Source organism: Candidatus Nitrosotenuis uzonensis, from assembly GCF_000723185.1.
Classification (GTDB): domain Archaea; phylum Thermoproteota; class Nitrososphaeria; order Nitrososphaerales; family Nitrosopumilaceae; genus Nitrosotenuis; species Nitrosotenuis uzonensis.
The window spans coordinates 183,891-205,727 of the sequence record NZ_CBTY010000006.1; the positions used below are offsets into that span (position 1 = coordinate 183,891).

Below are 21,837 nucleotides of genomic sequence, written 5' to 3' on the forward strand. Positions count from 1 at the left end.
CTCATTTAGCTCGATCATTCCATTTGCGATGTAATCTTCAAAAGCTTTAATTAGTCAAACCTAAGATCCACCTTTATGGGTAGAACTTTCGACCAATGGTGGAATTCAATCCCAGCAGACCTACGCAGCAAAGTACGCGCAGGCGATGAGGGAAACAAACCACTGCTAAACCAGATTAACTGGGTTTGGGTAAAAAATCTGATGGATAAAAGAGCTGACTTGAATCCAACAGCAGCAGAGCTGCTCGACTGGGTAACAAGCGGCCAGATAGATGCAATGCGAAAGTAGAGCACCATCTGATATCATCTTTTTATCTTTTGAAATTTTTCAAATTTTTGCGATCTGATTTTTCTATAACGCTGTTGAATTTTTTAATCATAGTTTAAATAGTTACGAAAAGAGATTACATTTAGTGAAATAAATGCCAATAGCAATACTTCCAGACGTAGATGAGCAAAGATGTATTGGATGCGCACTATGCGTTGAAATCTGTACATCTTTAGGCCCAGACGTACTTCGTGTAAAGCCTGTTGAGGGCTGGAAGAGAGGTAAAGCATTTGTCTTTTATCCAGAAAGATGCATCTCCGACGGAGCATGCATCGGAGTTTGCCCAACAAAGGCAATCTTTTGGATGAGACCAATGAACTACACAGCTGGTCAACCAGTTCCTCTCCACAAGAACGGAGTTTTCGTAAAGGGCTGGGCAGAAGACGCAGGCCTTTAAACGGGTCTTCTTCTATTTCTTTTTACTTTTTATTTTCTTGAGCCTAGTTCTAGCTGGGAATTTTGCAAACTCTTTTAGGAATCTGTCATCCGTGATGTGGACTGTCTTGAACTTGTTGTTTGAAAAGAATTCTGTCCACGTCTTGGCAAATTCTGGAAAGTCATCTGGTTTGTATTGTATGTCTGCCATGACATAGTGTGATGCAGGATAGAGGTCGGAAAGCTCAAGCGGTGTTATTCCAAAGAACGGATTGTAGATGCACACTTGAACCTTGTCAGGCCTGAATTTTTTCATTATCTTGGAGTATTCATCTGAGAGATAATACGGCCTTCTTTGCGAGTCCGGAACTATTACTGCCTCTTTTTTATCAGATCTGAATTTTCGCACAGTCTTGTGGTGCAGGTAAATCTCTGGCCTGAACTGGTCCTCTGGAGATGACAAAAATAGTGCGCGCTCCTTAAAGCGTGGCGTGGTCCTGGCAAAAAACTCCGGGTTTTCCGTGAATATGCCAAGTGTTTCGAATAGCTTGGGATGGGCACGTATCTTCTTTACGGTGTATTCCCACAGCCTTCCTTCATGTATTGCCTGCTTGACTCTGTCTACTTCGGACTTTATTGCGTAGAGGTTGTGTAGTGCGATGGCGTTAGTACGGTCCTGATCGGCAAGGCTTGAAATCTCCTTTGGCGTATGCCTTGAGCATATCTCGCAACTACATGCAAAATACTGCATCTCAGATAGGTGTGCCGTCCTGTCCTCCGTTATGTATCTGTCATGCTTGGCATAGAGCATGTATGATGCCGAATCGAACGTATCGCATCCCAGAGCTACAGCTATTGGTATAGTGAGTGGATGGCCTGCTCCGAACAGGTGGAGCGGAATGGATGATGGGATGAGCTTTTTTGCGTGCAGTATCATCTCTGCTAGAATTTTGTATTCATATGACTCCATCACTTCTACAGGACTTCCAAGTGCAAGCATCTTGTAGCCGAACTCGACTAGCGCCTTTGTGGACCTTTTCACAAGGTCATAATGCTCAGCTCCCTGTATTGGACCGCACCAGATCTGTCCGTTATGGTCGGCTGCATCCAAGGTGTCCTTTGATATCCTCAGGGTATAGTCTACATACTCGGTTGCTTTCTTCTTTGGCAGTCCGTATCCTGTAGGACGGTCAAGCGGTATTGCGATATCTGTCATTATTTTTCTCTCATATGATGCCATCTCTGGCGAAGAAACATCCACTTTGCCATATTCTAGCACCTGATAGCCGCCAGAGTCGGTCATGACTGCACCATCAAAATCTATTATGTCGTGAATGCCGCGTCTCACTGCCTCCTCACCGTACCTGTTCATGGTAATGTACGCGTTTGTTATCACAAGCGAGAATCCGATTTTTTTCAGCTTTTTTGCAGGTATGGACTGGTTTACAGGATGGATCACAGGTACAAATGCAGGCGTTTCTACCTTGCCATGGTTTGTATGCAGAATGCCGATCCTTGCGGCCATGTCTGTCTTTAGTACCTCGAACATATCTCTCACTGTGGAAAGAACCTTGCAAGGTCTCTTTTTTTTGCTACTATTTCAAGCCAGTCGACATTATCTCCACCTGATTTTTTCCCAAGAATCAAGAGTGCCTTCTGGGTCATTTGTTTTATTGAAATGTTGGTGGTATCTATCTGTGCGGTCTTTTTTGCGCCAAAGCTTTTCACTGCGTCATACAAGATGACTCCGAGGATCTCACTCCCGGCATTTTCTATTGCCTTTCTTTTTGTGTATTTTCTTTTCTTGTAAATTGCAATCAATTTGTAGGGATTTTTGCGTAAAATCAGGGCAAATTTAACTTGTGATCTAGGTATCACGTACGGTGCAAGGTGGCCTACGACTATGGCGTTCTGTATTCTAATCTTCTTTACTATCTTTGCCAGCTGGGCCGTATCAACATCGAGCGTGCCACCACTCTTCTTGAAGGCTTTGCTCTCTACTGCAATCTTGTTTAAATCGACAATCTCGACTCTGAGCTTGGAGGCAAGATTTCTTGCCAATGTGTGCTTTCCGACCCCCGGATTTCCTGTTATTACTAACACACACTTGATCAAAGCCGCACCCGATTAAATGATTTGGGCTGTACAATAATATGAAGTCGGCAAGAACTGGCTTCTGTGCAAATAGGGCTTTTAGGCAAGGCGAACGTTGGAAAATCGACGTTTTTTTCGGCTGCAACAGAGACCGCTGTGCCAATAGGAAACTATCCATTCACCACAATTGAGCCAAACGTTGGAGTCACATACGTTAGGACCAAGTGCGCCTGCAAGCATTTTACAATCGTTCATCAGAATCCGCACTGCATGAACGGGATAAGATTGGTGCCGGTCAAGTTGATTGATGTTGCAGGGCTTGTTCCGGGAGCACATGAAGGGAAGGGTCTTGGCAACAAATTCCTTGACGACGCAAGGCAAGCAGAAGTACTAATACACGTAGTTGATATTGCGGGGACAACTGACATACAGGGCCAGCCAGTTCCTGCTGGAACACACGATCCGCTCGAGGATGTGGAGTTTGTCGAATCAGAATTTGATTTGTGGTTCAAGCAGATACTTGATAGGGAATGGCAGAAGCTACTCAGGGAGATCACACAAAAGACGGCCACATTAACGGAAGGAATCGCAAGGAGGTTCAGCGGTCTTGGAGTCAAAGAATTTCTTGTATCTGAGGTTCTCAAAGAATCAGGTCTTGTAACAAAAAAGCCTGCAGAATGGAGCGATAGTGATATTTTGAGTTTTGTGAGAATACTTCGGAAAAAAACAAAGCCTATTCTTATAGCTGCAAACAAGGCCGACTTGTGTAAGGATCTCTCAATCGTGGAAAAGATCAAAGGTCATGTAGTGCTGTGCAGCGCCGAGTCGGAGCTTCTTTTGCGCAAGGCAGTCAAGGCAAATCTGATAAAGTATGTTCCGGGGGATTCAAGCTTTGAAGTGCAGGGTAATGCAACACCGCAACAAAAGCAGGCGCTTGAACTTGTACGCACAGTACTTGGCAAGATAAAGACTACCGGAATACAACAGGCGCTAAATCATGCGGTATTTGAGACGCTCAAATTCATCACTGTATATCCAGTCGAGGATGAGGCAAAACTCACAAACAAGGACGGGGTTGTTCTGCCTGATGCAAGACTGCTGCCTTTGGGATCTACCGCAAGAGATCTTGCGGCAACTATACATGCTGATCTTGCAAAAGGATTCTTGCATGCAGTTGATGTGAAGACAAAGCAGAGAATAGGCGCCGACCACATACTAAAGGACGGAGATGTAATCAAGATAGTCTCCACTATGAGCCGTGGATAAGATGCTGTGTCTTGGGTTTGAGAGCACCGCTCACACATTCTCATGTGCAGTGGTTGAAAAAAAAGACCATAGGGGAAGAATACTTTCTGACGTGAGGAGAATATACCGGCCTCCGGAAGGGCAGGGAATACACCCAAGAGAAGCGTCACGACACCACATAGAGTGCAGCTCTGAAGTACTTGCAGAATGCCTCAAAGAGGCAAACCTGACAATAAAGGACATTGACATCATATCCTATGCTGCAGGGCCTGGGCTTGGACCGTGTCTGAGGGTGGCAGGAGTGATTGCAAGGACGATATCCTCATACTACAAAATTCCAATTTATCCTGTAAACCACGCAATAGGACATATAGAACTTGGCAAGCTTCTCACGGGAGCAAATGATCCGCTGGTACTGCTTGTCTCAGGCGGCCATACCATGCTTGCCGCATTCAAGGGGAAAAAATGGCGCATATTTGGCGAAACACTTGATATCACGCTCGGACAGTTATTGGACCAGTTCGGTCGCTCACTCGGCTTTGCATCTCCATGTGGAAAGAAAATAGAGGATCTTGCACTCCAGTCGGAAAATTATGTAGAACTTCCGTACCTTGTCAAGGGGAATGATGTCTCATTCTCAGGTCTTTTATCTGCTACAAAAAAGATATCAAAGAACGTGGCAGACGCATGCTATTCCTTACAGGAAACTGCATTTGCGATGATTGGCGAGGCAACAGAAAGAGCGCTATCGTTTACGGAAAAAAGGGAGCTTTTAGTGGTGGGCGGTGTTGCTGCAAACAAGAGGCTTTCTGGGATGCTAGAGAAAATATGTACAAGACAGGAAGCCGCGTTTTATGTCTCACCAATACAGTATGCAGGAGACTGTGGCTCACAGATTGCCTGGACTGGGCTGCTTGAATCTACGGTAAAAAATGGAGCCAAGATGAGTGATACTTTTGTGAGGCAGTCTTGGAGACTGGATACTGTGGAAATTAACTATTAAGCGAGTCTATCGCGTTCTGGATGTCTTTTTGCCAGCTGCCGGTGTTAAAGACGCCAAACTTGAACGTTTTCTCGCCTTCTGCAGTCTTGGCAGTAAAGCAGACTTTTTTTATTAGCAGGCCCTCCTTCCAGACCTTGGTGATATCACCCAACTGCACATCAAGCACCGTGTCGCCTATCTTCTTTGTAAAATCAGCAATCCTGCCACGCGTCTTGTCAAAGGCGATGCGTTTGTTTGTAAGCGTGAGTATGCCTGCACCCAGAGTATCCTCGTTACAGTCTTCCTGCTTTAGCCGCTTTTCTGACTCGTCCATGCAGTAAATGCCCAATCTTGGGTTATAATGGTATTTTTTCTGGCAAAAAGAGCAAATATCCACAAATTACACAATGTTGGTATGAAATTGCTCAAAAAGGGAGCAGAAGGAGACATCTATCTTACAAAGTATGACGGAATGATTGCGGTTCTAAAGACACGAAAGAGAAAGCCGTACAGGAATCAGACATTGGACGATAAGATAAGAAGGTACAGGACAATACACGAGGCGATGATCTTGGCGGAGGCCAAGTTGTTTGGCGTGCCGACGCCTCTGGTCTACAGGGTGGATACCAACGAGTGCACCATACTGATGCAGCACATTCCGGGAATTGCAGTAAAAAACCTAAAACAAAAAGAGTTGACTGCGGCGTGCAGCCAAATAGGCAGGATAACAGGAATACTTCATAGGAATGGGGTAATGCACGGGGATCTTACCACGTCTAATTTTATCTCGTACAAAAAAAGGATCTTTGCAATAGATTTTGGCCTTGCACAAAAAACGCCAAGGCTTGAAGATCACGCAGTGGACATAAGACTGTTCAAAGAAATACTTGGAAGTGAGCATGTGGAATGCATGGGCAAGTTGCTTTCGGCGTTTTTGAAGGGATACAGATCATCTGTTGGCACTCAAAGATTTTCTAAGGTAATTCATCATGTGTCTGTAATTGAGGGGCGTGGAAGATATGCGCAGGTCATATGATGTATTTTTTGCATCATCGAACAGGCACAAATATGCTGAGGTAAGGGACATTCTGGAAAAATTCCAGATAAGAGCTGGTTTTTTTAAATTCAATCCTGTTGAGATACAATCAGATTCTATATCTGATATAGCAAGACAAAAGGTCATTGACGCATATGAAAAATGCAAAATGCCGGTAATAGTGGAGGATGTGGGCCTCTACATAACATCGCTTAATGGGTTTCCGGGACCGTACTCGTCATTCGTGTTCAAGACGATAGGTAACAAAGGGATAGTGAGATTGTTGGGAAAAAATCGCAATGCCGAATTTCTCTCCGTCGTTGCATTTTATGATGGCAAAAAAAGACCAAGGCTCTTTGAGGGGAGGGTCCGCGGAAAAATAGCAAAAAGACTGGAACCTGGAGGATGGGGGTATGATCCGATCTTTATTCCTCGGGGAAAAGACAAGGCATATGCACAGCTTGATGACAAAAATTCTGTATCGCACAGGTATAAAGCGCTTGCAAAATTTGCTACCTATATGCTGCAATCCAGCGATCGATAGGCTTTTGCTGATTCTGCAACACTACTATTCTTGAGGACTCGCTATCATCCATTATGGAATAGACACCGCTCTTTTTTGCAAGCTCTGTTGCAAAATGCTGGACCTCTGCAAACTCTAGCATGTTGGTCCTCTCAAGTCTGTTTGTGGACCTACCAATGTGCATGTATGATTTTATCTCGATAAAATGTATGCCGGAGTTTTTTATCATACTGGCAAATGCTTCGATATCCTGCAAAGAATTGTTGTAATCTCTGATAAGTGTCATGCGCAAGACTGTCCGTGTGTTAAGATTTGACATTATCTGCAGAGTATTATGCCATCTCTCCCAAGAGTCGGTGTATCTTGGTTTGTTTATTCTCATAAATGATTCCCGATCCGCTGCGTTTGTAGAAAGGTAAAGCTGGGTTGGAAGCGCGTCCTCATCAACAAGTCTTTGTATCATGTGGGGTTCCTGTCCGTTTGTCACAAGGAATACTGATTTTGTTGCAGGCAGAGATTTGAGGTATCTTATCAGGGCTGGAAGCTTGGGATACATCGTTGGCTCTCCTGAAAGTGAGATTGCATAGTGGCTTGGCATAAGTGACTCGTCAAGCTTTTTTCTGTCTGACTTTGGGTCGCCATAGTGTCCCATGATCAGCTTTCTTCGCTCTTCCATAAGCTTATCTAACATCTGCTTTGGCTCAGCAACCTTTCCGGGATCCATCTGGAGCGAGTCATAAAACTCCATAGGGCGCCAACAGTAAACGCATCTGTTCTCACAATGCATTCCTGCAGGGGAGAACTCCATGCACTGGTGGGTCGATATGCCATAGAATTTGTGCTTGTAGCATCCCACGTCACCCTTGAAAGACTTTTTTGTCCAGTGACACAGCTCCACTGTTGCATGGTCTGCTACGCCATACTTGGCTTTTTTTAGCTGTTTCACTATTGAAGGTCTTATCTGAATTAGATCGTCCTGCTCTACAAACTCTCCTGAACAGCTCAAACTGGAATTGATTGCATTTTGTGCAATATCAAATCTTCTTTGGTGATCGTATTATGAAATTATTACAATATGTATGTTTATTTTGGAAAATAATTTGAACTAAATTTTAAATATTATAATTTCCTATGATGTTTAATGCGGATAGTTGTAATCTATAACAAATAATCCGCGCGTGGCCTAGCAGAACTGCAAGGTGAGCCATGAACGCACTGGCGTTATGGCATCGAGAGGTGTTCTCTCAATGTTCTGCGCTTGAGGCCACGCCCAAATTTTCATGATAAAAAAACTCACTGATTCTGTAAATGGGGACATGCCCAAGACGCAATCAAAAATTTAAATTTATTGTCACAGTCTGGAAGCTGCAATGAAAAAAGGTACGATCATATCAAGACTTCCACATCTGAGAAGGCATCAACAACAGGATGTGCAGGTACCAAGCCATATTGAGACAATACAGGGAAATGGATTTTCTTGGACCGACATTCTCAATCCGACACGCGCTGAAATTGACAAACTAGGCCAGATGTATGATTTTAACACCCTTAATCTGGATGACTCGATATCGAAGATACAGCTTGCTAAAATTGACAACTATGATGATCACTCGTTTATAATATTGCATTTTCCTCCCATGATAATTAAAAAAGGCATGCCACGATTTTCCCAGCTATCTGTATTCATAGGTAAAGATTTTCTTGTCACCATACATAACGGCGACTTAAAGCCGCTAGTAGACATGTTCTTGCAGTGCAAGGAAAACCAGCAACGACGCGTTGAGCTACTCTCAAAGTCGCCCGGATTCCTATTGCATAAAATCATTGATGCACTTGTAGATGATCTGTTGCATACGTTGCGCAGAATTGTGGCTAATCTGGATGAAATTGAAGATGATGTGTTTGACGAGAACAAGTCAACACCAAAAAAGATCTCGCTTTTGAGGCGTGAGATCACAATACTTAGGAGGATAGTGAACCCGCTGCGCAAGATTGTACTGGAAACATCAAAGAGTACGCAGAGATTCTCAAGCCCTGACGATGATCTTGTCATACATTTTGATGATGTCATAGACCACATCGACAAGGTGGTTGAGACACTCGATGAGGCAAAAGAAACGATGGAGATCTACAAGGATACAGACTTTATGCTCTCAACTGAAAAGTCAAACAAGATACTTGCAACTCTTACCATCATATTCACCCTGTCTATTCCAGCAACCGTGATAGGCGCAATGTATGGGATGAATGTGAATCTGCCTGGGGGGATAGAAACAGGCGCGTGGCTATTCCTTGGAGAATATACTACCTTTATTGTGATGTTAATTCTATCTATAATACCGTCAATTCTGATGTTTCTGTGGTTCTACAGGCGTGAATGGCTAGTGTATTAGTTTACTTCCAGGGCGAAAGATAGTTTGCGCCCCACCATACCAAAGCTACGGTTATTGCCATTGCGATAAACCAGCCTTTTCCTTGCATTTACTCGGTTTTTTTATATGGAATAATTAAATTTGTCCCTGATTTTCGGTCGTAGTTACGTTAATACCCCTTTTGTGGGGAGTAGTGCTTGCGGCCTTCGTAGTACAGTGGCTAGTATAGGGGACTGTGGATCCCCGGACAGGGGTTCGATTCCCCTCGAGGGCCTACAATCCTTGATTTCGGTCCCCAAAGGTCGTCGACCTTATACTATTGAAAGGACAATGGACCTGTACAACTACAAGGAAAGAGTAGGTAACGCAATCATACGATACCAGCAGAGCGACGACTACAACACGAAAAAAGTAGTCGAATTTACGAACAAACTGATAGCAGAAAATCTCTCCTACGCCAGAATCTGGAAGTACATCTACAGTCTCCGCGAAATTGACAAGAGACTCGGCGGCAAGAGTTTTGATAGTGTAACAAAACGCGACATCGAGAACCTCATCTCGGAGCTCAACACTTCGCACTACAGCGAGTGGACAAAGCACAGCTACCGGGTCGTAATCAAGAGGTTCTGGAAGTGGCTCAAGGGCGACGAGAACTATCCCACCGAAGTGAAATGGATCAAGGCCTCCTGCAAGCAGAGAAACAAAATCGCAATCAGGCCGGAGGACGTTCTCACATCTGACGAGATTCGTGTGATGGTGGAGAACTGTGCCACCGTCAGGGACAAGGCGATGCTCCTGACTTTGTTCGAGTCTGGCATGAGACCCGGCGAGCTTCTGACGATGCGGATAAGGAATGTGAATTTCGACGAGCAAGGCGCATACATCTCTGCTACTGGAAAGACAGGGGACAAGGTGGTCTTCGTCTATCTCTCGGCACCTCTGTTGAGCCAGTGGATTTCACAGCATCCACAGAACAGCGACCCAGATTCATTTCTGTGGATAAGCCTGAACCAGAGAAACTACCTCTCTTCCAATATCACTTGCAAAAGACATCTTTGAATCTCAAGAAATGGAAAAACAATATCTGCAGAGAAAAATACCGTCGAGCTGGTGTTAAAACAATAAAAAAAGAATTATGAGATGGTCATAGATCCGCATTGCAGTTCATGCAGTATCTCTGACCGTCTGACGTGACATCTTGGTCCTTCTTGGGATGATCGCACTTCTTAGGTAGTCTTTGTATTTTCACTGTCTGAATCTCTGACAAGATCTTGGCAAGGTAATCTGCTTTGCCTTGTGATACTCTTGCCATGCCTCTTCTGATTCTATCTACTGAATATCTGTCATCGTACGGACTTTCATTGAATATCTTGACAGTTTGGACCTCACAATCTCTTAGATTCTCTATCATTTTGATTGCAGTTTTGAGAGTCATTAACACTTTAAACTCGAGTTGTTTTTTGAATTTTACAATTATAGAATATCCTTCATTAATTGTTAAATAATTACGAATTAAAATATTATTGATGACAGATATCGCGAAATTCCGTAAAATTATTGGTGAAATAAAGACATTGAAAAAACTTCATTGGAAGGATCCTAAAACATCAGTTTGGATAAGCAAGGTTTTACGTTACCTGAAAAACGAATTTGGGGAAGATTCAGATTATTATAAACAGTTTTACCGTGCTACTCATGGGCCTGTGGCAGTTTCATCTGGGACTCCTGATCATGTGTTTCAGCAGAGTCATCTAGAAAGATTGGAAAGATATGGTGGATATTTGAAAGCATTCTTAGAAGAGCTTCAAGAAGAGGATCCGATCCAAGAAAGTAAATTCCCAAAAGAACTGAAACTCCATCCAAAAATTGTTGCTGTGAGTGAAAAACTCTATCGCAACAAACACTACTCACAAGCAATTTTTGAGGCTGTTAAGGTATTGGAAATGGAGATTAAGACAAAAAGCCGAATCAGAGACAAAATTGGTGTCAACTTGGTTAATCATGTCTTCAATAAAGATCATCCAACTATCAAGATAGTTGAAGGGGATGAATCCGCACAAATCGATGAAAGAGAAGGATTCAGATTCTTGTACATGGGAGCATTCCTTGGAATAAAAGATCCTAAGTCTCATTCAACGCCTAATTTAGAAGATTCAGCAAAGGCCTTGGAGTATATTGCCTTTCTTAGTCTTTTGATGAAGCGATTAGATGAAGCATCTGTTTGAAATACTGTCTAATCGCCTTCGCTCATTCTGGTTTTCCCTTTTCCACGCGGGGCTCTGGGAAAAGGACGCTCCCGCTGAAACCAGATGGCTCGGCTCCGGAATTAACCAAACGAGGTGATTGAATGTTCGTGCTAAATGGGAATGCTGACAGGATTCTTGAGACCTTGATGTCCTGCGGCTTGACGGAATACGAGTCTAAGGTCTACTTCACTCTGCTTCTGACAGAGAAATCGAAGATGCTTGAACTCTCCAAGAAGAGTTCCGTCCCTCAGTCCAAAATCTACCTTACAGTAGACGGTCTAAGGGACAAGGGTCTGGTGGACGTGAGCGATGAGATGCCCAAGACCGCCGCACCCAGAAAGTTCGAGCCGTATCTGGGCAAGGCGATAAATGAGAAGCAGAAGGAAATCTCGAACCTGATAGAGTCGGGAAACTCCATCAGGGACATAATCTACGGTCTGAGACCCGTGGCGGTGAAATACAAGAACAAGTATCGGGTCTTCGAGCCGAAGCACAGGAGAAAATGTCTGACCTGACAGCTACACAGAACTCAGCAAAAAGCTAAATAGTTCTGTTAGGTATACAAAACTCAAGAATTGAAGGACAAATCTAACACAAGTTCTCCTTCGATAGTAAAAGGGACCGAAACCCGTGATGGGGCTCCCCTCGAGGGCCTTCAATCCTTGATTTCGGGCCCCAAACGTCGTCGACCTTTTACTATTGAGAGGACAATGGACCTGTACAACTACAACAGGGGGGGACTAGACACAGCATAATGGAACTTCATGAACCATATGGAAAGAAAGATAATGACTACAAAGAGGATTTTGAGAAGTTTTGCAGAAAATTATTTAGTTCCAGAATCTAATTCTCTGCAGCATGGAAAAATCGAAACTGGAAAAGAAATTCACTTCTATGATTGACACTTTCAGACAGGAATATGAGAAACTGTCCCCTGAAGAAAAACGATATTGCGGTCCAGCAGAGTCACTAAGCAAGCTTTGTCAAATTTACATTATCACATGCAAAGATTACGAATTGTACTTGGTCATCAAGACGAGTTTTCCAGATCTTCCGGATAAATTAGTCAAGGTAATTGAGGTCACACCGAAGAACTTTGAAAAACAGCTCGAGGATTTTTCAAATCAGGACATCTGGAAGAGAGAAATCGAAGGTGAATTCGGAAAAACTAGAACGTATGATTTCTTTCTACCGCAAATAGTTGAGTTTGGAAGAAAGATGAGGCAGAGAAGTCTGGAACTGCAGAGTAAATTAACTGGCTTTTGGGGGAATTCTCTTGCCTTTTGGGATTTTGCAGGCAGCATAGATGATATCGATCTTGACGCAAAAGCAAAATTCACAATCCAAGTCTGCAAGAACTCATTCACACGTTTACAAGCACAAACGACGAACGATGATGTTCAGCCTTCAACATTCGCCCCCAAGACAGGGTGGGGCGCATATTTCTATCCATTCATACTGATTGGAGAATTCAAAAAGACTTTCATGGGACAGTTGTCAGGCGGTGATCATCTTCACCTTGACGACACCGTATATGACGGCAAATTCGATCACATCCATCTGATAGTCAATAGAGATGGTTTGGTGGGACTTGATACCGAGGAAGGAACCAAGGCAAATAATGTCATCAACACGATATTTGGAACTGCCTTGCTGCTTGGATTGAATTGTTATGCCAATAGACTACATGAGTTGGCTACCGTGTTTGTCAAGGACAGATTGTTCGTGCATTCGTGGCAAATCGCAGGATTGCGTACTGTGCCATATGACTATAGGAGCAGGTATGTCAAGCTGGACGTATTACGTCGATTGAGTGTTCCTATTGAGGTTTTAACGGAAATACTTCAGACGGCAGAAAAGATCTGGCAGGGCAAGTTTGCGGGTGAGCTCAGGCTGTTACTAGAATCATACACTCACGCGCAAAACAACGAATTGCTACAGTCATTCAACACATCATGGTTGGTAATTGAGAAATACTTGAGGCAGAAGTGGGACAAAAAACTACAATCTGACGGAATGAGAAAGCAGCTGAAAAACTGGGATCTTGGCAGGATTCTTGATGTCTTGAAAACTGATGATGACATAACAGCTGACGATTTCCATAAAATGGACGAACTAAGAGAAACCCGTAACATCGTTTTTCATGGCAAAGATGAGATTGATGTGAAGAAATCAATAGAATGTTTTGAGGCGGCCCTTACAATCATAAGGAATGAGACGGAAGTCAGCAAAAAATTCGATTCTTCACAATTTGAGACAATCGATGTCTAAGCGCAATATCTGCATTATTTGTTTTTTTGATCTTTTTTACGATTATTTGTATTTGTTTTACTTTTAATCTCCTCAAATTTTTGTGTCGCAACTTCGATTTTTAGATTAATGAGCTCGAGTTTTAGATTTTCTATCTCTAAACGAGCGTCAACATTTTTAATTTCTTCTTGTTGATTTATTTTTAATGAATCTTGATGATCTGGTTTTTGTGGACTATCCGATTTATCCACATCTGACTTGAGAGAATTGGATAGTTTCTTTACGTATAAGGGAATCGCAGTCCCACTTACAGCAATAATTAACAAACCGAGGGCGAATATTTCTACTCCCAATCCTAGGAACCTAAATGCTACATCTAATATCCGATCTTGTGATTTTCCTTCTGGAAGATCGATTCCGTGATTCGCTTCTATTGCACCAGCAATAAGAAATGCTACACCAGCAGAAGACAACACTCCGCCAACAGTAAGCAATACTGCTAATCCGACATTAGTCATTGCGATTTTTTTATCAAATTCATATTTGTCCAAATTGCTACCATCGTTGTATCTCACGTAATTGGTTTAAACTTACCTTTCGGCAACCTATCGTATTTATCTATAGTAAAAAACTATAATATTATAGTAAATTACTATAATTGGTGAAAACAATGGACGAAACCATGCACAGAATACTGGATATGTTATCAAGGAACCTGGGAAGGCCGATGTCGATACACGAGCTTACCAGCAAAATGGAGCAGACGTACGGCAGCGCCTACTACGCTAACATACATGAAAAAATCCAGGAAATGGCTCAGGATCTCTTAATCACACTTTCGAGGTCCGGCAGGTCTTCCATAATATCTCCCTACTTTGAGAACTATCTGCTAATCGACTTTTTTGCGGAAATGGAGCTGATTAGGAAGCAAGACTTTCTGAAGGGAAGGCAGGAGATGCAGATGCTGATGATGGAAATACACACTTTCATGCACAACATCCCTTTCATCAAATCCATCTCCTTGATGAGTCCGGAAAGAAACTCGAAGCTGAACAAGGCCGAGATCATGTTTCATTTGAAATCTTCAAACAAAAAATCATCTGAAGAGGCAAAGATTGAGATCAGTGCCATAATGGCCAACCTTCAGAGAATGCACAACATCAGAATAGACTATCTGATTTTGGAGGATGAAACGTTTCTTGACCTGCTGAGATCAAACGAGAGTAATCCCGTCAGGGAGATGCTGCACAACAAGATCACAATTCTGTATCCGCAGAGCTTTTGGATGTCGATAAGGGGAGAGATTTTGAGGGGCACCACGATAGTCACGGAAGAGAGCGAGACGCACCCCGCAAAGATAAGCGAAGAGAATCTGGTCTTCAATCTCGCGAGGTTCGGCTACACGGAGTTTGGGCCAAAACTAGAACAAGGTAGACCTATCTGTATGGAGTACATCATATCCGCGATAATGTTTCACAAAGACGCAAGAAGGATGGATGCAATCCCGATAATTCTTGCAAAGAACTCCAAGAAAACAAGCTACGACCTACTGCTCTTTTTGGCGCGAAGATATGATTTCGAGGGGAAGATACTGGGCATCCTCAAGGCGCTCAGAAACCTCGTCGCGCACGGGATGGCCAACGTTGACGAGTCTATAAGGCTGCTCGAGGCCATGAAAATAGAAGAGGTCAAGGCAAACGCTAAGAGCATGAAGGAGAAACTGAGGCTGTATAATGTCACTTGACAACACAAAGCTGCTTGATTTTCTAGGAGAAGTCGACAAAGAGCTGAGTCGCAGAATTGTGGTGGTGGCAGTAGGCGGGACTGCGATGACTCTTTTGAAGGCAAAGCCGTCCACCATCGACGTTGACTTCACGATACCGGGGGAGTTCTACGACGAGTTTGAAAAGGCAAAGAAGATCGTCAATCCGGGATTCAGAGTCGATCTATTCCAGGACGGTGCGGTGTTTATCACGATGCTTTCAGAAGACTATCTGAAGAAAAGCAAGCCGATAAGGACCAAATTGAAAAACATACAGTTGAGGGCGTTGAATCCTGTAGACATAGTCATTACAAAAATTGCCAGACTGGACGAAAGGGATGAGCAAGACATAGAGTCATGCATCAAGAAATTCAAGATCAAAAAGAGTCAGATCATAAAACGCGCAAAGGCCATCGGTTATTCTGGTAATGATGAGGTTTTCAAAGGCAACCTAGAAATCATGCTGAAAAAGTTTTTTGGATGAATAAAAGAGCATATGAAAACCTGGATCATGCTGTTTTAATCGTTGATTCACTAAATGATGAACATGTCGAATAAAACCGAAATCACAATGGCGATGCTCATGGCAATGCAACCGAGCCATCATCTACTCTACATAAAATCAAGGGTGATGAAAAGAGCACTAGACGATCCGAATTTTGGACTCAAGAAACCGATTGATGATAAAGAACTTGAACTGTTGACAAGAGAACTCTTACGCATCGAGATAATTGCAACTACTATTCACTATGCAGAAGTTTTTGCATCCAGATTATTGGCAATGAAAAAATACAAACGGTTTCATAAGTTTCTCCTTGAATACTATCCAAGCGAGATTATAAAATTCTATAAAAATATGAATAAAAAGAACAACAGCTATGTTTCAAGCTTGTTGCAATATCCACGGATGAGCCGGATATTGCCCAATGAATCCAAAAAAGAAATAGAAAAATCAGTGCGAGACGTGCGCTTAGAGCTGAATAAACTGGCAAAATTCTATCTGAAATGGCACGACTTTTACAACAGCTATAAGCACGGTTTTAGGGTATTTGCAAGCAAGCCAAACCCATATGACGACTTTACGCTAGCTGGATACATCACCGACCCTAAGAGTCTCAACTCGTTTCAAGTGCGATTGACAAACGACAAAATCGAAGAGGCGTTAGATTACTGCGATTTTATGTTCAAAATTCTTAGCACTACCGAGGACATATTCATTCAACATAAAATTAGAAAAAATAATAAGATGAAAATTACCGTATTCGTAAAAAATAGAAGGCGCAAATAACGTAAAAAGTCTGAATCCGATAATTAGTTATTTTCACATTAAGCAGTTTCAAGATACGGCTTTTCCAGTGCGAAAAGAATGGATTGCCTGCATTTGAACTTCGGTATCTTCTCGGCAGGCGTCATATGACTATTGAATTCTGGATATTTGTTGATCCCATAAAGTGACACAGTAGTGGCTCTTACGACTCCATCTAAGTCGTCCCATTCCTCTACACCATTTATTGCAAGTATCTGTGCCACCGTTTCTTTTGGATATTGTGCCAACAGTCCTTTTTGCGCTAGATCTTTAATGTAGCGAATTGCATCGGGTATCTCATCCATTTTTATCATTTTGGTTCTTATCCCAATTGTATTTAGCGCCTCAATGTAAGTGGAGAAAGGAATCTCTTTACCTGGATGCCTTTCTATAATGGTTTCAGTGCGAATGATTTTTTCTATTCTGTCTTGATTGAATTGAAAATCAGGATGGGACAGTTCTGTGATGTTTACGACTTCACAAGCCTCTTCTGACACCATCTTAGCGATTACACTGAAACTCATAGTTGGCTTTCCACTAAATGTCATATTGGAATCATCGGATAATGCAGCCATGTTTGCACCAATTTTCTTCTCTTTTTTTGCGATGGACAGGGCCATCATCATGGATTTTATCATTGGGTGGGGATACCATTGTTCATCACTTTGTTTATCTATTGTTTTTAGATATTCCAACATGGTTTTGCGAAAAACTCCGAAGGACAGAAATTGAAATGATCTCTGATCTATGAACTGTTGCATGACTTTAAGGCCTTTTTCGTATTTTACCGAATCAACTTTACTTTGAATTGGAGGAGACAGGCTATTACATTCCCATTTGTCAGGAGTCTTGAGTTCAACATATGATGGATATGGAACTTTTCGCAGCAATTGCCCAGTCTCTCTTAATTTATTGACGTACCTTTCAATTCCCATTTTTAACATGTTCAGATTAGTCTGTGCCTCTGCAAAAACATAGAAAGCAAGGGCCTCCTGCATATCTCCAGAAAACTCATCAAAAACTACCCATTTCCCTCTAAGTTTGTCCCAATTTACATAGAAGCATCCCTCTCGAAGCTCTTGAAAATGAGAATGAATACCAGAACGATTTTCCATGTTTTTGATTAGAAAGTCGACGTTAAACCCATCCGTATTTTGGCCGGTTTTCTTGAGAATCTCGTAGATGCTTCTTTGGTCGTTGAGCTTATCATGAAGGTAAGAGAGCCTGTATTTTCTTGCACACTTTGCAGCAGCCTTATCTATTCTATCGTTATGACATCCAAATTTTTCATCTCGGATTCTCTTGCCGCACATACCTTAAGGCAAATTACATCTTTACCTGTATGTCAGATTTTCAAAAACCGGACATGCGTAATATTCCGACCCTATATGAAACAGAGGATATCCCGGCACATGGGAAGATAATCTACCAGAAATGGGAGATTTCACAAATTGGTTTTTACTGGCTTATTGCAGAGCTTGACATAAAGGAAAAAATTGCATATGGATACGCCAATCTCAACAATGACATGTTTGCAGAATGGGGCTACATTAGCATCACTGAGCTTATGGACAATAATGCTGTGCAATGTCAGGACTGGGAACCATGCACTTTTGAGCAGGCCCAAAAAATAATGAAGCAAAAGCGTTCAGGATAGAACCACATTTAGATAGCAAATACAATAAACAGGCATGAAAGTGCTGTATTTTGAACAAAAGATAACACTAAAGGATGACTATCCGCAACCAAAATCTGGAGAAGCCCTAGTAAGAGTTAGACTTGCAGGAATATGTGGAACCGACCTTGAGATGATACGCGGCTACATGGACTATACTGGTGTGCTAGGACACGAGTTTGTAGGAGTGGTGGAAAAGTCCAATAATTATGACCTTGTAGGAAAGCGCGTTGTGGGGGAAATTAACGCAGGCTGTGGTAGATGTACATACTGTTCATCTGGACTTGAGAGACACTGTCCGCAAAGAACTGTTCTTGGAATCTACAAACGTGATGGCGCATTCGCACAATATCTCTCACTGCCAGAAAAAAACCTACACACTATACCTGACTCGATCTCTGATGAGGAGGCAGTATTCATAGAGCCGCTAGCTGCCGCATTTGAAATAGAAGAGCAGATTCGTATACAAGAAAATCAGAAAATAGCAATAGTTGGTGACGGCCGGCTTGCCCAGCTGATTGTGCGCGTGTTAAAAATAAAAAACAAAAACATCACATGTTTTGGAAGACACCAAAACAAGCTGCATATGTTACAAAAAATGCAGATTGCGGCCAAGATGGGCATCTCAAAAGATGACGAGCACACATTTGATGTGGTAGTGGAAGCAACAGGCAACGAAAGCGGTTTTTCTGACGCGATAAAGCTAGCGAAACCTCGTGGCACGATAATTCTTAAATCGACCTTGGCGTCAAAGGGAAATCTGGATTTTGCACCTGCAATAATTAACGAAATAACCATGGTCGGCTCCAGATGCGGGCCATTCAGACCTGCAATCGAGGCGTTAGCATCTGGCGTAGTAAAAGTAAATGATATGGTATCTGCAGTTTATCCTATTGAGGAATTTGAGAAAGCATTCGAGGAAGCAAAAAAGCCTACAAATATCAAGATCCTTCTAAGACCTTAAAAGATCCCATACTTGCTTGACTCCATTTCTTCTTTAATGGCAAACTTTATCCTAAGCCCTTTTTGATCCATTTTTTGCTGTAGCCAGAACAAAAACTTTTTCTCAGGAGTCTTTCCCTTTAACTTTTCAAAGTCATGACCCATCTGATCTGCAAGCTTTTGTACCAGATCCGCACGCACGGAAACTACAAAAAAATGCCATCCAAAGGCGAACTCAGAATCGGTTACCACAAAACCATCGGTTTCATGAACCATCTCTTCCAAAAGAGTGAGTGTGGATGTTATCTCGCGGCTTGACTTGTCATAATCAGTTGCGGAAACATTGATGTTTACTCTGCTCATGAGTTTAGTTACCTTTTGCAAGATAAAAGGCTGACTGTGAAATCATTCAAGGAGATGCTTTACTTCTATATTGAAAAAGTTACGCAGAATTTCAACGTACGCCTTTATGGGGTCGGGCATCTCCTCGGTACACGAAAGTCCGAGTTTTTTTGCATTTATCCATATTGTCACAGTCTGCAATATGGTTAGAAATCTATCATTTCCTGCATCAGGAGATCCTATTGCCTTGGTATACCTTTCTGCATGTTCCCAGGCGGTGGTAAAGTCAATACACTCTGTGTCAAATACAGCTCTGATCTGATCCTTGAGTGTCTTTGTAGTTTTAAGTGGTGTACTGTGCAATATATATGGAAAGTTTACCTTGCTTGGAAGCACCCATGGCAGCGGATCAAATATTGTAATTATCCTAGCTTTGTCAAGCTTGGAAAATTTTTCCATCATAATTTCTGTTACCGTTGTGTCGGAAAACCAGAACAGGATCACAGTCGCATCAGAAATATCGGATTCTAATATGTCCTCACATCGTACTTGAGATTTTTCCAGACCACGCGTTGTTTTCTTGGCCTTTTCGATTTTTTTCACATCGATGTCGATGCCAACTGATCTTGCTCCAAACTCTTTCTCAGCAATTACAAGCGAATTTCCTGTACCGCATCCAAGATGATAAAACACATCGTTCTTACCAAGGTCTGCAAACCTGAATATGTCCCTTAACGAATCATCTAGAAGCTGGACATCATCGCCCGATATTATTGAGGGTGGCAAGGACGAGATATATTCTTCAATTCTCACAAATTGTTTTATGGTTTTGGAGATTATAACTTACTCTCTGATGTTCTCAAGATTGGAGACTGCTTGCCACAGCGTCACTCTAACATATGACGGCATGTTTGGATCCTGTGTAATATCGTCAAGCTGGCTTATTGCGTTTGCTGCCCTTACCGACATTGGATCATCACTTGATTTGAGGCTGCCGATTAGATCCGTGAGGCTTTTTTTGATATTTTTTGGGGTAGTGGGGTTTGCGGCAACTTGCGTTAGAGTCTGAACTGCCATATCAAATGATTTTTGGTTTTGTGCCTTTTTGTCCGCCATGCCCGCTATCTTGTAGATAATACTTAATTTAAAATCATACCTCTACAAAAACGCTGTCTGACTCTATTACTGTCCTGTATGATTTCAAATCACTTATTTTTGCTGGAAATTTTTCCAGCTTTCCTGTCTGGCAGTTAAACTTTGCTCCGTGCCAGCCGCATGTGACCGTATTGCCTTCAAGGGCTCCTTCAGAGAGACTGGCCCCAGCATGCGTACACGTATCATCACATGCATAAAAATTACCATTTATGTTTGCAACTAGGATGTCCCTGCCGTCCACTGAGACCTTTTGCATCTTTCCTTGCGGAATGTCTGATATCTTTCCAACTATTATCTTGCCCATGATTTAGAAGATCTTACTGCCGATAATAGCTTTACGGGACAAACTTGACCGTGTTTTCCAATTTGCCTAGCATTTCTATTTCCATCTCTATTTTGTCCCCATCCTGCAGAAAAACCGCATTGGGCTTGTTTAGCATCACTCCTGCAGGCGTACCTGTTGAGATTACGTCTCCTTTTTCCAGAGTCATGACTTTGCTTATCTTTGAGATGATGGATGGTATCTTGATGAACATGTTGGATGTGGAGGAATCCTGCCTTAGGCTTTCGTTGATCCAAGTCCTCAATTTCAGATTCTGAGGATCAGCAATCTCATCTGCAGTCGTTATCCATGGTCCGCATGGGGCAAACGTGTCAAATCCTTTTGCTCTGCCAAACTGCTTATCCTGTGCTTGTACATCCCTTGCAGAAACGTCGTTGAACACCATGTATCCAAAAATATGCGAGAGAGACTCACTTTCAGGTATGTTCTTTCCACCCTTCCCAATTACGAGCGCAAGCTCCACCTCATAATCAAGTTGTTTTACAAAACTCGGACAAACAATCTCAGAGTTTGTCCCATTAAGGGTAGTTCTTGGAATCATTACTATTGCTGGCTCTTGCGGGGGCGTCAAGTTCTGCTCCTTTGCATGGTCTACATAATTGAATGCAAGGCAAATTATCTTTGGCGGATTTGGAATTGGTGCCAAAATCTTTACGTCGGAGATACTCACAGCATAATCTAACTTTGGATTTTGTGATATTACCTCACTGTACCAGCCATCAAAGAGAAATTCTTTGATTGTCAGTGGAATCGGAATTCCAGTCTTTGAAATTATCTCTTCTTTTGTGGCTATTTTTCCATCCTTGACAAAACCATAAGTTTCCTTACCTGAAATCAAAAATCTACCTACCTTCATGTCTTA

General features: G+C 42.4%; 29 protein-coding genes and 1 tRNA gene. 18 read left to right on the plus strand and 12 right to left on the minus strand.

The window, feature by feature from the left end:
- The first annotated feature begins 75 nt into the window (after positions 1 to 75).
- Together NITUZ_RS01665 and NITUZ_RS01670 are read left to right on the plus strand one after the other, a co-directional pair.
- A complete protein-coding gene (locus tag NITUZ_RS01665) occupies positions 76 to 288 on the plus strand; it encodes a hypothetical protein (RefSeq protein WP_048194555.1) in 213 nt (70 codons plus the stop codon).
- A 133-nt stretch (positions 289 to 421) separates the two neighbouring features.
- Positions 422 to 724 carry an ATP-binding protein gene (locus NITUZ_RS01670; RefSeq protein WP_048194556.1) on the plus strand — a complete coding sequence of 101 codons (303 nt, stop codon included), beginning with the start codon at positions 422 to 424 and terminating at the stop codon, positions 722 to 724.
- 12 nt (positions 725 to 736) lie between these two features.
- Here the strand turns inward: NITUZ_RS01670 and tgtA are convergent, their stop codons facing one another.
- Together tgtA and NITUZ_RS01680 are read right to left on the minus strand one after the other, a co-directional pair.
- Entirely contained in the window at positions 737 to 2,251 is a 1,515-nt protein-coding gene (gene tgtA, locus NITUZ_RS01675) for a tRNA guanosine(15) transglycosylase TgtA (protein WP_048194558.1), read from the minus strand.
- 5 nt (positions 2,252 to 2,256) lie between these two features.
- Entirely contained in the window at positions 2,257 to 2,805 is a 549-nt protein-coding gene (locus NITUZ_RS01680) for an adenylate kinase family protein (RefSeq protein WP_048194561.1), read from the minus strand.
- A gap of 75 nt (positions 2,806 to 2,880) precedes the next feature.
- On the opposite strand from NITUZ_RS01680, the gene NITUZ_RS01685 reads away from it, so the two are divergent.
- Complete coding sequence (locus tag NITUZ_RS01685) at positions 2,881 to 4,062, plus strand: redox-regulated ATPase YchF (RefSeq protein ID WP_048194563.1); 1,182 nt, start codon at positions 2,881 to 2,883, stop codon at positions 4,060 to 4,062.
- Between the two features lies 1 nt (position 4,063).
- On the plus strand, positions 4,064 to 5,044 hold the full coding sequence (kae1, locus tag NITUZ_RS01690) for a KEOPS complex N(6)-L-threonylcarbamoyladenine synthase Kae1 (RefSeq protein WP_048194564.1): 981 nt from the start codon (positions 4,064 to 4,066) through the stop codon (positions 5,042 to 5,044).
- Here kae1 and NITUZ_RS01695 read toward each other — a convergent pair.
- Positions 5,034 to 5,357 (minus strand): hypothetical protein, encoded by a 324-nt coding sequence (locus tag NITUZ_RS01695; RefSeq protein ID WP_048194566.1) that lies wholly within the window; start codon positions 5,355 to 5,357, stop codon positions 5,034 to 5,036. The genes kae1 and NITUZ_RS01695 overlap by 11 nt on opposite strands.
- Positions 5,358 to 5,438: 81 nt before the next feature.
- On the opposite strand from NITUZ_RS01695, the gene NITUZ_RS01700 reads away from it, so the two are divergent.
- Positions 5,439 to 6,059: a KEOPS complex kinase/ATPase Bud32 gene (locus NITUZ_RS01700; RefSeq protein WP_048194922.1), complete on the plus strand. Its 621-nt coding sequence runs from the start codon at positions 5,439 to 5,441 to the stop codon at positions 6,057 to 6,059.
- Positions 6,043 to 6,603, plus strand: a complete 561-nt coding sequence (gene rdgB, locus NITUZ_RS01705) for an RdgB/HAM1 family non-canonical purine NTP pyrophosphatase (RefSeq protein WP_048194568.1) — start codon at positions 6,043 to 6,045, stop codon at positions 6,601 to 6,603. Before NITUZ_RS01700 ends, rdgB begins: the two co-directional genes overlap by 17 nt.
- On the opposite strand, the gene twy1 is transcribed toward rdgB, so the two are convergent.
- Entirely contained in the window at positions 6,572 to 7,588 is a 1,017-nt protein-coding gene (twy1, locus tag NITUZ_RS01710; RefSeq protein WP_048194570.1) for a 4-demethylwyosine synthase TYW1, read from the minus strand. The two genes, rdgB and twy1, sit on opposite strands and share 32 nt — an antisense overlap.
- Before the next feature lie 364 nt (positions 7,589 to 7,952).
- Between twy1 and NITUZ_RS01715 the strand changes: the two genes are divergently transcribed.
- From NITUZ_RS01715 to NITUZ_RS01725, 3 genes are all read left to right on the plus strand, one after another.
- Positions 7,953 to 8,975 (plus strand): magnesium transporter CorA family protein, encoded by a 1,023-nt coding sequence (locus NITUZ_RS01715; protein WP_048194572.1) that lies wholly within the window; start codon positions 7,953 to 7,955, stop codon positions 8,973 to 8,975.
- A gap of 181 nt (positions 8,976 to 9,156) precedes the next feature.
- Positions 9,157 to 9,228 (plus strand) — tRNA-His (locus NITUZ_RS01720).
- 56 nt (positions 9,229 to 9,284) lie between these two features.
- A complete protein-coding gene (locus NITUZ_RS01725; protein WP_048194574.1) occupies positions 9,285 to 10,013 on the plus strand; it encodes a tyrosine-type recombinase/integrase in 729 nt (242 codons plus the stop codon).
- An 85-nt stretch (positions 10,014 to 10,098) separates the two neighbouring features.
- On the opposite strand, the gene NITUZ_RS01730 is transcribed toward NITUZ_RS01725, so the two are convergent.
- Positions 10,099 to 10,389 (minus strand): hypothetical protein, encoded by a 291-nt coding sequence (locus tag NITUZ_RS01730; RefSeq protein ID WP_048194576.1) that lies wholly within the window; start codon positions 10,387 to 10,389, stop codon positions 10,099 to 10,101.
- Positions 10,390 to 10,480: 91 nt separating this feature from the next.
- Here NITUZ_RS01730 and NITUZ_RS01735 point away from each other — a divergent pair, with 91 nt between their 5' ends.
- The 4 genes from NITUZ_RS01735 (at position 10,481) to NITUZ_RS01745 (ending at position 13,471) form a co-directional block, all read left to right on the plus strand.
- Positions 10,481 to 11,179, plus strand: a complete 699-nt coding sequence (locus NITUZ_RS01735; RefSeq protein WP_155991226.1) for a TIGR02391 family protein — start codon at positions 10,481 to 10,483, stop codon at positions 11,177 to 11,179.
- A 122-nt stretch (positions 11,180 to 11,301) separates the two neighbouring features.
- Positions 11,302 to 11,715: a helix-turn-helix domain-containing protein gene (locus NITUZ_RS01740; protein ID WP_048194584.1), complete on the plus strand. Its 414-nt coding sequence runs from the start codon at positions 11,302 to 11,304 to the stop codon at positions 11,713 to 11,715.
- Between the two features lie 258 nt (positions 11,716 to 11,973).
- The gene (locus tag NITUZ_RS10330; protein WP_275040816.1) at positions 11,974 to 12,102 is read left to right on the plus strand and encodes a hypothetical protein; all 129 of its coding nucleotides are present in this window, start codon (positions 11,974 to 11,976) and stop codon (positions 12,100 to 12,102) included.
- Entirely contained in the window at positions 12,059 to 13,471 is a 1,413-nt protein-coding gene (locus NITUZ_RS01745) for a hypothetical protein (protein WP_048194586.1), read from the plus strand. Before NITUZ_RS10330 ends, NITUZ_RS01745 begins: the two co-directional genes overlap by 44 nt.
- 14 nt (positions 13,472 to 13,485) lie before the next feature.
- On the opposite strand, the gene NITUZ_RS01750 is transcribed toward NITUZ_RS01745, so the two are convergent.
- Positions 13,486 to 14,001 (minus strand): hypothetical protein, encoded by a 516-nt coding sequence (locus NITUZ_RS01750; protein ID WP_155991229.1) that lies wholly within the window; start codon positions 13,999 to 14,001, stop codon positions 13,486 to 13,488.
- A 110-nt stretch (positions 14,002 to 14,111) separates the two neighbouring features.
- Between NITUZ_RS01750 and NITUZ_RS01755 the strand changes: the two genes are divergently transcribed.
- The 3 genes from NITUZ_RS01755 to NITUZ_RS01765 all read left to right on the plus strand — a co-directional run bounded on the left by NITUZ_RS01755 (position 14,112) and on the right by NITUZ_RS01765 (position 16,500).
- The gene (locus NITUZ_RS01755) at positions 14,112 to 15,194 is read left to right on the plus strand and encodes a hypothetical protein (RefSeq protein WP_177309434.1); all 1,083 of its coding nucleotides are present in this window, start codon (positions 14,112 to 14,114) and stop codon (positions 15,192 to 15,194) included.
- Entirely contained in the window at positions 15,184 to 15,696 is a 513-nt protein-coding gene (locus tag NITUZ_RS09605) for a DUF6036 family nucleotidyltransferase (RefSeq protein ID WP_052370028.1), read from the plus strand. Before NITUZ_RS01755 ends, NITUZ_RS09605 begins: the two co-directional genes overlap by 11 nt.
- A gap of 99 nt (positions 15,697 to 15,795) precedes the next feature.
- A complete protein-coding gene (locus NITUZ_RS01765) occupies positions 15,796 to 16,500 on the plus strand; it encodes a hypothetical protein (RefSeq protein ID WP_155991232.1) in 705 nt (234 codons plus the stop codon).
- A 38-nt stretch (positions 16,501 to 16,538) separates the two neighbouring features.
- On the opposite strand, the gene NITUZ_RS01770 is transcribed toward NITUZ_RS01765, so the two are convergent.
- A complete protein-coding gene (locus NITUZ_RS01770) occupies positions 16,539 to 17,633 on the minus strand; it encodes a hypothetical protein (RefSeq protein ID WP_155991235.1) in 1,095 nt (364 codons plus the stop codon).
- A gap of 227 nt (positions 17,634 to 17,860) precedes the next feature.
- Between NITUZ_RS01770 and NITUZ_RS01775 the strand changes: the two genes are divergently transcribed.
- Together NITUZ_RS01775 and NITUZ_RS01780 are read left to right on the plus strand one after the other, a co-directional pair.
- Positions 17,861 to 18,175: a hypothetical protein gene (locus tag NITUZ_RS01775; RefSeq protein ID WP_052370029.1), complete on the plus strand. Its 315-nt coding sequence runs from the start codon at positions 17,861 to 17,863 to the stop codon at positions 18,173 to 18,175.
- A 34-nt stretch (positions 18,176 to 18,209) separates the two neighbouring features.
- Entirely contained in the window at positions 18,210 to 19,157 is a 948-nt protein-coding gene (locus NITUZ_RS01780; protein WP_048194599.1) for an MDR/zinc-dependent alcohol dehydrogenase-like family protein, read from the plus strand.
- Here the strand turns inward: NITUZ_RS01780 and NITUZ_RS01785 are convergent.
- Genes NITUZ_RS01785 through NITUZ_RS01805 form a run of 5 tightly spaced genes read right to left on the minus strand, consistent with a single transcriptional unit; the run spans position 19,154 to position 21,831 of the window.
- Positions 19,154 to 19,498: a hypothetical protein gene (locus tag NITUZ_RS01785; protein ID WP_048194601.1), complete on the minus strand. Its 345-nt coding sequence runs from the start codon at positions 19,496 to 19,498 to the stop codon at positions 19,154 to 19,156. The two genes, NITUZ_RS01780 and NITUZ_RS01785, sit on opposite strands and share 4 nt — an antisense overlap.
- Before the next feature lie 42 nt (positions 19,499 to 19,540).
- Positions 19,541 to 20,290: a class I SAM-dependent methyltransferase gene (locus NITUZ_RS01790; protein WP_048194602.1), complete on the minus strand. Its 750-nt coding sequence runs from the start codon at positions 20,288 to 20,290 to the stop codon at positions 19,541 to 19,543.
- Positions 20,291 to 20,320: 30 nt separating this feature from the next.
- Positions 20,321 to 20,593 carry a stationary phase-response protein gene (locus tag NITUZ_RS01795; RefSeq protein ID WP_048194604.1) on the minus strand — a complete coding sequence of 91 codons (273 nt, stop codon included), beginning with the start codon at positions 20,591 to 20,593 and terminating at the stop codon, positions 20,321 to 20,323.
- A 34-nt stretch (positions 20,594 to 20,627) separates the two neighbouring features.
- Positions 20,628 to 20,936: a Rieske (2Fe-2S) protein gene (locus NITUZ_RS01800; RefSeq protein WP_048194605.1), complete on the minus strand. Its 309-nt coding sequence runs from the start codon at positions 20,934 to 20,936 to the stop codon at positions 20,628 to 20,630.
- A gap of 31 nt (positions 20,937 to 20,967) precedes the next feature.
- The gene (locus tag NITUZ_RS01805) at positions 20,968 to 21,831 is read right to left on the minus strand and encodes a fumarylacetoacetate hydrolase family protein (protein WP_048194607.1); all 864 of its coding nucleotides are present in this window, start codon (positions 21,829 to 21,831) and stop codon (positions 20,968 to 20,970) included.
- Positions 21,832 to 21,837: the final 6 nt, after the last annotated feature.